Source organism: Pseudomonas sp. B7, from assembly GCF_016735645.1.
Classification (GTDB): Bacteria; Pseudomonadota; Gammaproteobacteria; order Pseudomonadales; family Pseudomonadaceae; genus Aquipseudomonas; species Aquipseudomonas glycinae.
Map to the genome: position 1 here is coordinate 393,927 of NZ_JAERRE010000002.1, position 10,311 is coordinate 404,237.

Consider the following 10,311-nt stretch of genomic DNA (forward strand, 5'->3'; position numbering starts at 1 on the left):
TAAGCCGCACAACGGCTTGCCGCCGGCTGACGGCGGACACTCACCAAGACCTGCCATGAGCAGGTGCGACATGAGGTTTTTATGAAAATCCGTGAACTCGCCCAGCATTGGGAAGAAACCGCCAAGGGTCGCCTGACCGACACCGGCTACACGATTCATCTGGATGTGGAAGCTGCCGCACGCCTGGCGGCAATCGCCGAGATGTACCCCAAACGCCACGCCGAAGAACTGCTCGGCGAGCTGATCGGCGCCGCCCTCGAAGAGTTCGAAGCGAGCCTGCCGTATGTGAAAGGTTCGACCGTGGTCGCCACCGACGAGGAAGGCGATCCGCTGTATGAGGATGTCGGCCCGACGCCGCGTTTTCTCGCCCTGTCGCGGCGTCATCTGCATGACTTGTCGGCCGCTGCCGGCAAGCAAAAACACTGATCCCTGATACTTCAAGACGGTGGGAGATGGTTTGCCTCGATGGCGTCAATTCAGCCACAAACGGGTGAATTTAATGGCCTCATCGCTGGCAAGCCGGCTCCCACAGGGACTGTATTGCCCCTCCGCTTTTGCGCCATTTTTCGCCCGCGCGTACCTCTCTCCCCCGCCAAAGTTCCCGGTTTAGAGCCCTGTCCGTTCGGTCAAAGTTTTTTTTGGCGATGGGCCATCTTTTCTGAACTTTTGAAAAATGCCTTCGGTCGGAACAGGTAACCACGCCTGGAACGAGCGTTTCAAAACGCGCTGACACATGACGGTTGTCACTCCTCGACCAGGATGGATTTCGAAGCTTCCAAGGAGTTAACCAATGGAGTTGAAGACCATGAAGACCCAAACCTCGTTCTCCCACCTGCGCGGTCTGAAACTGGCCGCTCTGGCCATCGGCACCAGCTTCGTACTGGCCGGCTGCGCCGGCAATCCACCGACCGAGCAGTACGCCGTGACTCAATCGGCGGTCAACAGCGCGGTCAGCGCCGGCGGTACCGAGTTTGCCGCCGTGGAAATGAAGCAGGCACAGGACAAGCTGAAACAAGCCGAAATCGCCATGCACGACAAGAAGTATGACGAAGCCCGTCGCTTGTCCGAGCAGGCCGAGTGGGATGCCCGCGTTGCCGAACGCAAGGCTCAGGCAGCCAAGGCCGAACTGGCTGTGAAGGACTCCCAGAAAGGTGTTCAGGAACTGCGTCAGGAAAGTCAGCGCCCAGTGCAGTAAGCGCGCATCCCGACCGCAAGGCTGAAACTCTTATCGATATAAAGGACGAACGATTATGCGTAAACAACTGATGATCCCCGCTCTCCTGGCCGCAAGCGTTGCCCTGGCTGCCTGCTCCACGCCGCCCAACCCGAATCTGGAACAGGCACGCACCAACTACGCCGGCCTGCAGGCCAACCCGCAGGCAAGCAAGGTCGCAGCGCTGGAAACCAAGGACGCCAGCGACTATCTGGACAAGGCCGACAAGGCTTATCTGGATAAAGAGGACGCCGCCAAGGTCGATCAACTGGCTTATCTGACCAACCAGCGCGTGGAAGTGGCCAAGCAGACCATCGCCCTGCGTACCGCTGAAAACAACCTGAAGAACGCCGCCGCCCAACGTGCCCAGGCCCGTCTGGACGCTCGCGATCAGCAGATCAAGCAGCTGCAGGACAGCCTCAACGCCAAGCAGACCGATCGCGGTACGCTGGTGACTTTCGGTGATGTGCTGTTCGCCACCAACAAGGCCGACCTGAAATCCAGCGGTCTGGTGAACATCAACAAACTGGCACAATTCCTCCAGGAAAACCCGGATCGCAAAGTGATCGTCGAAGGCTATACCGACAGCACCGGTTCGGCGAGCTACAACCAGTCGCTGTCCGAGCGTCGCGCGACCTCGGTGCAGGTTGCGCTGATCAAGATGGGTGTAGACCCTTCGCGCATCGTGGTGCAGGGCTATGGCAAGGAATACCCGGTTGCGGATAACGGCAGCGTGTCGGGCCGTGCCATGAACCGTCGGGTGGAAGTGACCATTTCCAACGACAACCAGCCAGTGATGCCGCGTTCGGCCGTGAGCTCGACCGCGCACTGATTCGCTGAGCAGTAAATGAAAAGCCCCGCCTGAGTGATCAGGCGGGGCTTTTTGTTTGGATGCTCGGCTCGGAATGTGTGGGGGATCAGAGATCGCAGCCCCTCACCCCAACCCTCTCCCGGAGGGAGAGGGAGCCGATTGGGGGATGCTCCAGAAATACGCCGACCTGACAGTGTTTTACCGAATCCATAATCGACACGTTTTTTCAGGTCGATGTTTGGCGCGAGACACCTCGGTCGGTTCCCTCTCCCTCTGGGAGAGGGTTAGGGTGAGGGCTGATCCTGCAGAATCACTCCTCCAGCTTCTGCGGGGTTTCCTGGCCCATGCAGCGCACGGCCTTTTTCTGGCTGTTGACCAGCACGCCGGTCAGGCCTTTCTGTTCGGTGTCGAACAGCACCAGCACGCCATCGATACACTGCGCCACTTGCGGCGCCGGGGTCAGGGAGACTTTGTAGTCTTCGCCGGGAACGGTCTTGAGCATGGTGAAGTCGTTGAGCAGCAACGCATCCTCGGGTTTGGCGAAGTGCAGGTAGCCGTAGTACCACAGGGCGCCGACGGTGCCGAGGATGCTGCAGATGCCGGTGATGATCAGCGGGATGGCGTTGCGTTCTTCACTCATTGCGGACTCTCTGGTGGTTCGTCTTCAGAATTCGGGGGTGTTGGATAGTTCGGGATCTCGCCGAGACGGCGCAGGCCGTTGAAGTGTTCGGGGTCGTCGAGGTAACGCAGCATCACCTGACGCCAGACCGGGTCGCCGAAGGTCTGCACATGGCCGCCGCGAGTCAGCTGCAGCACGCGCGGTGGCGGCGCAGCTTGATACAGACGGATGCCGTTGGAAAGGGGCACCAGCGGATCGTCGAGGCTGTGGAAGATCAGTTTCGGCACGCCGTTGAGCTGCGGCATTGCATTGATCGCGCTGTCGCCATCGGGCACCAGCCACGACAGCGGCACCTGGAACGGCCACGTCAGCCATGAGGTGCTGAGGGCGTATTGTCCGACGCTGCGGTAACTGGCGGGCACACCGTCGAGCACCAGGGCCTTGAGCTGTTTTTGTCTTTCCGGATGTTGCACCAGCCAATGCACGGCCATCGCCCCGCCGAGACTCTGGCCCAGCAGTACCAGCGACTTGCCTTTGACCTCCGGCGCCTTGTCCAGCCAGGCGAACGCGGCATCGATGTCCTGATAGATCGCCGGCAGGCTCGGCTCGCCTTCGGACAAGCCGTAACCGCGATAGTCCACCAGCAGCACTTGATAGCCGTTTTTCGGCAACCACCAGCTCCCGCCCAGGTGCATCGGCAGGTTGCCGCCGTTGCCGTGCAGGTGCAGCACTGTGCCCTTGACCTCGACACCGGACTTGGCAGGCAGCCACCAGGCATTCAGCTTGAGGCCGTCGGCGGTGGTCAGGGTGACGGTGCGGTATTCGAGTTTGGCCTTTTCTGGCGTGAAGATCTGACCCGGCTCGGGGTAGAACAGCAAGGAGCTGCAACCGCCGAGGGTCAGGAGCAGGCAAAGGATGCCGAGGATTCTCATCCGGTGAAACCTCGCGTAATTCGAATTCCCACGCGCAGCGTGGGAACCATCAATGGAGTTACAGGATGTTGGAGTAATCCGCCTCGATCCGGTCCAGGCTCAAGTGATTGAGGAAGTTGGAGAAGCACATCCACGCCGACAACGCATTCATGTCGCGGAACTGGTCCGGCAGGTACTTTGGCGGCACCACCAAGCCTTCGTCCACCAGCTGACGCAGGGTTCGCATGTCCTCAAGCGTAGTCTTGCCGCAGAACAGCAACGGGATCTGCTCGAGCTTGCCCTTGCGCACGGCCAACTGAATGTAGTTGTAAACCATGATGAAGCCCTTGAGATAGGACAAGTCTTTGGTGAATGGCAGACCGGTCGGCGTCGATCCGCGGAAAACCCGACTGGCGTTGCCGTAGCTTTCCGCCATCTCGAAGCCCTGCTCGCGGAAGAACTCGAAGATCTGCAGGAAGTCCGCGCCCTCCTCGACCATGTGAATGGCGCGGGTGCGGTTGGTCAGTTTGCGCAGGCGGCTCGGGTAGGAAGCGAACGCGATGATTTCCATCAGGATCGCCAGGCCTTCCTGGGTCACCGTCGACGAGGGCGGGCCCTTGGACAGGAAGGTGCAGATCGGCTGGTTCAAACCGTTGAGCGTGGTGCCGACGTGCACCAGGCCTTCGTGGACTTCCAGCGCACGCACGTCGCGGTCATTGAACATCGCGTCGGTGCGGATCTTGATGTAGTCGGCACCCGCCGCCGCATCGGCGACGATGCCGTCGGACTCGAACACGCGGATGGTTTCCTCGGCCTCGCCGAACACTTTGTTCAGGCGGGTTTGCAGCAGGTGAACGGCGTCCTTGGCGGTAAGGGTCTTCGGTTCGTCCTTCAGGTCGCCACGACCGTCGATGTTGTTCAGATAGTCCGACATCATCAGGCCAAGATCGGCCAGGGTCGGGTCACCGGCGTGAAACGCATCAGACGCGGCGCCGTACAATTCCTGGGAAATCAGACCGAAATCTTCGGTGCCGCGCGCTTCGAGCATGCGCACCACCATCCGGTATTCCTTGCACATGCGACGCATGATCTGGCCGACCGGGTTGAACTGGCCGAGCTGGCGGGTGATGTCGCGCTCGATGTTCTGGAATTCCAGTTTGACCTTGCTCGAATCGAAAGACAGAGGCCGGTTGAGGTAGTAGTCGCGATCCACCGCCGGCAATTCCTTGCCCTTGGCCTTGAGGAAGCCCTTGCGGATGTTCTCGTCCCACTTGACCGCGTCGAGCACGCGGATCGGCGTCTGCGCCAGCACTATGCGATCGGACAGAATGCGTATCGTCTGCTGGTAATCGTCCACCCGAAACTCCTGTAGAAAACGTGACGAACTGAATTATTTGGCTTTGGCCTGATGCTGATAGCGCGCCGCTTCGACGAAAACGTCGGAATTGGCCGGGTCGTCGAGGTAAGCAAAGACCTTTTCAAGCGGGCTGTCGACCTGCACGCCCTCGCCGTCGTCGGTCTGGAAGCCCTGGCCGTCTAGGGTCTTCTGGGCGATGGCCTGGTTGATCTGTTCGAGGTCGAGGTTGTAGATCACCAGTTCGCGCTTGTCGGTGATCTCGAAGCCGGCGATGGTGAAGTGCCCGCCGTATTGCGCCGGCACCTTCGCCGACAGATACCAGCGGTTGCCGTGGCGCGACACCGTGAACGGATAGGCTTCACGCTCGCGGGGTTTGGCTTTGAAATACGCAACCGCCTGATAGCGATCGTTGCCCAGGTGCGTCAGCTCCAGATTCATCGGCTCGCCCCAGGCATTGGTGCTCGACCATTTGCCGAGCAAGCCCTTGGGCGCCGGTTCACTGGCGGGCAGCGGCTCGCGGAAGGTCACCAGACAACCACTGAGCAGCAGGAACGACAAGGCGATCAGCACGCCACGCCAGGCTTTCATTCGACACTCCCTTGAACACCCGTTTCTTCTGATCGTTCCTACGCTCTGCGTGGGAATGCATACAGTGACGCTCTGCGTCACAGTGGACGCGGAGCGTCCATGGCGGCATTCCCACGCAGAGCGAGGGAACGATCAGGGTCGAGAATTACACCGACGCGAGTACCAGGTGCATATAGCGCGTCAGAATGCCGAGCATGTCCTCTTCAGCCAAAGGCTCGGCGTCGTTGAGCAGGCCCTGATATTCCATCCGTCCGATAATCGCCGTCAACACCTTGGCATCCTGCTGCGGCTCGCGCGAGCCCAATACCTGGAACAACTGGCAGGTGCCCTGCAACAGAATCTGCTGATGGGAACGCACCAGTTCCGCCAGACGCGGGTTGAGCAGCGCTTCCTGGCGGAATGCCTGTTCAGCCATCAAATGCTCGCGACGGTTGACCAGTTGCCGATGCACGTAATCAGCCATCAAACGCGCGATATCGTCGGCCAGTTGCGAACGGGACTCCGGGCTGCCGTCACCGCTGACCACCATTTCGCGCAGCAGGCCTTCGTTGTTGATCCACAGCTTGGCCATGTAGGCCGCGCTGCGTTCGACGTACTGGGCGAAGGTATCGGTGAGCAGGTCATCGATGTCCTTGAAGTAATACGTGGTGGCCGACAGCGGCACACCGGCCTCGGCCGCCACCGCACGGTGACGCACGGCCCGCACGCCGTCGCGTACGACAATGCGCATCGCCGCATCGAGAATGTCCTGTCGACGCTGTTCACTGCCCTGCCGGCTGGCCTTGCGGCCCTGGTACTGAACACTTTCAGCGACCGCAGTGGCGATTCCCGCTGCACCCTCTTGAGCCATTGCACCGATCACGACAGGCATACCTCTGTTGTTTTCTTCAAAATTAACCATTTGATACGTTTGTACCAGACAGGCAATAAAAAGCCGCCCATTTCAGGCGGCTTTTTTATTGAAACACTTACGCTTGTGGCCGCATGTGCGGGAACAGGATCACGTCGCGGATCGACGGGGAGTTGGTCAGCAGCATCACCAGACGGTCAATGCCGATGCCTTCACCGGCCGTTGGCGGCATGCCGTACTCCAGCGCACGAACGAAGTCGGCGTCGTAGTGCATGGCTTCGTCGTCGCCGGCGTCCTTGTCGGCCACCTGGGCCATGAAGCGCTCGGCCTGGTCTTCCGCGTCGTTCAGCTCGGAGTAGGCGTTGGCGATTTCACGGCCGCCGATGAACAGCTCGAAGCGGTCGGTGACGTTCGGGTTGTCGTCGTTGCGACGGGCCAGCGGCGACACTTCGAACGGATACTGGGTAATGAAGTGCGGCTGTTCCAGCTTGTGCTCGACCAGCTCTTCGAAAATCATCACCTGCAGCTTGCCCAGACCTTCGAAGCCCAGCACCTTGGCGCCGGCCTTCTTGGCGATGGCGCGCGCCTTGTCGATGTCGTTCAGGTCATCGGCGGTCAGCTCAGGGTTGTACTTGAGGATCGAGTCGAACACCGACAGACGCACGAACGGCTCGCCGAAGTGGAACACCTTGTCGCCGTACGGCACGTCGGTGCTGCCCAGAACCAACTGCGCCAGTTCACGGAACAGTTCTTCGGTCAGGTCCATGTTGTCTTCGTAGTCGGCGTAAGCCTGGTAGAACTCCAACATGGTGAACTCAGGGTTGTGACGCGTCGAAACACCTTCGTTACGGAAGTTGCGGTTGATCTCGAATACTTTCTCGAAACCGCCAACCACCAGGCGCTTGAGGTACAGCTCTGGCGCGATGCGCAGGAACATTTCCATGTCCAGCGCGTTGTGGTGGGTTTCGAACGGTTTGGCCGCGGCGCCGCCAGGAATGGTCTGCAGCATCGGCGTTTCGACTTCGAGGAAGTCACGCTTCATCAGGAAGCTGCGGATGTGCGCGATCACTTGCGAACGCACGCGGAAAGTCTGACGCACGTCTTCGTTGACGATCAGGTCAACGTAGCGCTGACGGTAGCGCTGTTCGGTGTCGGTCAGGCCGTGGTGCTTGTCCGGCAGCGGGCGCAGGGATTTGGTCAGCAGGCGCACGCTGGTCATCTCGACGTACAGGTCGCCCTTGCCGGAACGGGCCAGGGTGCCTTCGGCGGCGATGATGTCGCCCATGTCCCAGGTTTTCACCGCGGCCAGGGTTTCTTCGGACAGGGTCTTGCGGTTGACGTAGACCTGGATGCGACCGGTCATGTCCTGGATCACCATGAACGAGCCACGGTTGAGCATGATGCGACCTGCAACCTTGACCGGGATCGCCGCCTCTGCCAGCTCTTCCTTGGTCTTGTCCGCGTACTGTTTCTGCAGCGCATCGCAGTAGTTGTCGCGGCGGAAGTCGTTCGGGAAGGCATTGCCCTTGGCGCGCTCGGCAGCAAGCTTTTCCTTGCGCAGGGCGATCAGGGAGTTTTCTTCCTGTTGCAGGGCCTGGTCGAGTTGTTGGTCGCTCATGTCTTTAAATATTCCATCACAGGTTCGTTGCCCCCGGGCCTTTCGGCCCGAGGATCGCCAGCAGGCTGGCTCCTACAGGGATCGAGTTGAATCAGCCGATCCTGTATTGCGTTTCTTACAGGCCCGATTTCAGGCTGGCTTCCAGGTATTCGTCGATGTCGCCGTCGAGTACCTTGTCGCAGTCGCTGCGTTCGATGTTGGTACGCAGATCCTTGATCCGCGACGCATCGAGCACATACGAACGGATCTGGTGACCCCAGCCGATGTCCGACTTGGTGTCTTCCAGCGCCTGGGACGCCGCGTTGCGCTTCTGCATTTCCTGCTCGTACAACTTGGCCCGCAGCATTTTCATGGCGGTGTCCTTGTTGGCGTGCTGGGAACGTTCGTTCTGGCAGCTCACCACGGTGTTGGTCGGTACGTGGGTGATACGTACGGCCGAGTCGGTGGTGTTTACGTGCTGACCACCGGCACCGGAGGAACGATAGGTGTCGATCCGCAGGTCTGCCGGGTTGATTTCGATTTCCACCTTGTCGTCGATCTCGGGCGAGACAAAAACCGCGGAGAACGAGGTGTGGCGACGGTTGCCGGAGTCGAACGGGCTCTTGCGCACCAGACGGTGCACGCCGATCTCGGTACGCAGCCAGCCAAAGGCGTATTCGCCCTTGATGTGCACGGTCGCACCCTTGATCCCGGCGACTTCACCGGCCGACAGCTCCATGATGGTTGCGTCGAAACCGCGCTTGTCGGCCCAGCGCAGGTACATGCGCAGCAGGATGTTGGCCCAGTCCTGGGCTTCGGTGCCGCCGGAACCGGCCTGGATGTCCAGGTAGGCGTTGTTCGGGTCCATCTCGTGGCTGAACATACGGCGGAATTCGAGCTTGGACAGGGACTCTTCGAGACCTTGAAGGACTTCGACGACGTCGTTGACCGCGCCCTCGTCGTTCTCTTCAACAGCCATGTCCAGCAGCTCGCGGCAATCGGCCAGGCCACCGTTCAGTTCGTCGAGGGTATCGACGATCTGCGCCAGCGCAGCGCGCTCGCGGCCCAGTTCCTGGGCGTATTCAGGTTTGTTCCAGACGGCAGGATCTTCAAGCTCGCGATTGACTTCGATCAGACGCTCATGCTTTTGATCGTAGTCAAAGATACCCCCGAATAGTTTCGGAGCGCTCGGACAGGTCCTTGATGGTGTTCAGGATCGGGTTGATTTCCATGACGGGCAGCACTCGTTGGCGAACTTTTGAAAGCCGGCGAGTATAACGTAATCACGCTGTCACGGCAGCCCGTCTGGCGGCTCTTGAGGCGAATGAACCCAATGGTTCATTCAATCCCCACCTGATTGCGCCCGTTGTTCTTGGCCAGGTACAGGCCGCGGTCCGCCGCCGAGATCAGCAACCGGCAGTCGCTGCCCGACTCCGGCACCATGGTCGCCAGGCCGATGCTGATGGTCAGGCTCGATCCTTCGGCCGGGGCATTGTGCGGAATCTTCAGCGCCGCGACCGTCTGGCGCAGCTTTTCCGCCACCAGCCGTGCCCCGCCCGGCGAGGTGTTGGGCAGCACCAGCGCAAACTCTTCGCCGCCATAACGCGCCGGCAGGTCGGACGGCCGGGCACTGGCTTCGCGAATCGCCGTAGCAACCTTGCGCAACGCTTCGTCGCCTTCGACGTGCCCGAACGTGTCGTTGTAGGACTTGAAGTAATCGACGTCGATCATCAGCAGCGACAACTGGCTCTGGTCACGCAGCGAGCGGCGCCATTCCAGCTCCAGGTATTCGTCGAAATGCCGGCGGTTGGACAGTCCGGTCAGGCCGTCGGAGTTCATCAGGCGCTGCAACACCAGATTGGTGTCGAGCAATTGCTGCTGGCTGACCCGCAACGCGCGATAGGCCGCGTCCCGTTGCAGCAACGTCATGTAGGAGCGTGAGTGATAGCGGATGCGCGCCACCAGTTCGATGTTGTCCGGCAGTTTCACCAGGTAATCGTTGGCCCCGGCGGAGAACGCCGCGCTCTTGATCAGCGGGTCTTCCTTGGTCGAGAGGACGATGATCGGAATGTCCTTGGTCGCCGGGTGATTGCGGTATTCGCGCACCAGGCTCAGACCGTCGAGGCCGGGCATCACCAGATCCTGCAGGATCACGGTGGGTTTGATCCGCACCGCGTGGGCCACGGCAAGATGCGGGTCGGAGCAGAAATGGAAGTCGATGTTCTCTTCATTCGACAGCCCACGGCGCACGGCTTCGCCGATCATCGCCTGATCGTCCACCAACAACACCATGGCGGCGTTCTCGTCGGTTTTGATGTCATCGATCTGTAAGTCATTCATGGGCGGTCACCTGAGTGTTGCGGGG

General features: G+C 60.3%; 11 protein-coding genes. 3 read left to right on the plus strand and 8 right to left on the minus strand.

Translation table 11 applies throughout. The features are described from left to right. Window positions 1-81: 81 nt before the first annotated feature. From JKA62_RS06710 to JKA62_RS06720, 3 genes are all read left to right on the plus strand, one after another. Window positions 82-426, plus strand: a complete 345-nt coding sequence (locus JKA62_RS06710) for a hypothetical protein (protein WP_011332654.1) — start codon at window positions 82-84, stop codon at window positions 424-426. Window positions 427-790: 364 nt separating this feature from the next. Then, the gene (locus JKA62_RS06715) at window positions 791-1,195 is read left to right on the plus strand and encodes a DUF4398 domain-containing protein (RefSeq protein ID WP_011332653.1); all 405 of its coding nucleotides are present in this window, start codon (window positions 791-793) and stop codon (window positions 1,193-1,195) included. 55 nt (window positions 1,196-1,250) lie between these two features. After that, window positions 1,251-2,045 carry an OmpA family protein gene (locus JKA62_RS06720; RefSeq protein WP_011332652.1) on the plus strand — a complete coding sequence of 265 codons (795 nt, stop codon included), beginning with the start codon at window positions 1,251-1,253 and terminating at the stop codon, window positions 2,043-2,045. 289 nt (window positions 2,046-2,334) lie between these two features. On the opposite strand, the gene JKA62_RS06725 is transcribed toward JKA62_RS06720, so the two are convergent. From JKA62_RS06725 to JKA62_RS06760, 8 genes are all read right to left on the minus strand, one after another. Beyond that, entirely contained in the window at window positions 2,335-2,664 is a 330-nt protein-coding gene (locus tag JKA62_RS06725) for a hypothetical protein (RefSeq protein WP_011332651.1), read from the minus strand. Next, complete coding sequence (locus JKA62_RS06730; protein ID WP_201817011.1) at window positions 2,661-3,575, minus strand: alpha/beta hydrolase; 915 nt, start codon at window positions 3,573-3,575, stop codon at window positions 2,661-2,663. Before JKA62_RS06730 ends, JKA62_RS06725 begins: the two co-directional genes overlap by 4 nt. A 58-nt stretch (window positions 3,576-3,633) precedes the next feature. Then, window positions 3,634-4,911 carry a flavohemoglobin expression-modulating QEGLA motif protein gene (locus JKA62_RS06735; RefSeq protein ID WP_129974054.1) on the minus strand — a complete coding sequence of 426 codons (1,278 nt, stop codon included), beginning with the start codon at window positions 4,909-4,911 and terminating at the stop codon, window positions 3,634-3,636. Window positions 4,912-4,944: 33 nt separating this feature from the next. Beyond that, a complete protein-coding gene (locus JKA62_RS06740; protein WP_201817013.1) occupies window positions 4,945-5,499 on the minus strand; it encodes a hypothetical protein in 555 nt (184 codons plus the stop codon). A gap of 145 nt (window positions 5,500-5,644) precedes the next feature. Then, on the minus strand, window positions 5,645-6,349 hold the full coding sequence (locus tag JKA62_RS06745; RefSeq protein ID WP_011332647.1) for a TetR/AcrR family transcriptional regulator: 705 nt from the start codon (window positions 6,347-6,349) through the stop codon (window positions 5,645-5,647). A 118-nt stretch (window positions 6,350-6,467) separates the two neighbouring features. Next, window positions 6,468-7,967, minus strand: coding sequence for a lysine--tRNA ligase (lysS, locus tag JKA62_RS06750; RefSeq protein WP_011332646.1), 1,500 nt, complete (start codon window positions 7,965-7,967; stop codon window positions 6,468-6,470). A 115-nt stretch (window positions 7,968-8,082) separates the two neighbouring features. After that, window positions 8,083-9,178, minus strand: a protein-coding gene (prfB, locus tag JKA62_RS06755; RefSeq protein WP_102621447.1) for a peptide chain release factor 2 whose coding sequence is annotated in 2 segments (ribosomal slippage) — window positions 8,083-9,105 and window positions 9,107-9,178 — 1,095 coding nt in all. Because the reading frame shifts where the segments join, the coding sequence is not laid out codon by codon here. Between the two features lie 106 nt (window positions 9,179-9,284). Continuing rightward, window positions 9,285-10,286 (minus strand): response regulator, encoded by a 1,002-nt coding sequence (locus tag JKA62_RS06760; RefSeq protein ID WP_011332645.1) that lies wholly within the window; start codon window positions 10,284-10,286, stop codon window positions 9,285-9,287. Window positions 10,287-10,311 lie beyond the last annotated feature (25 nt).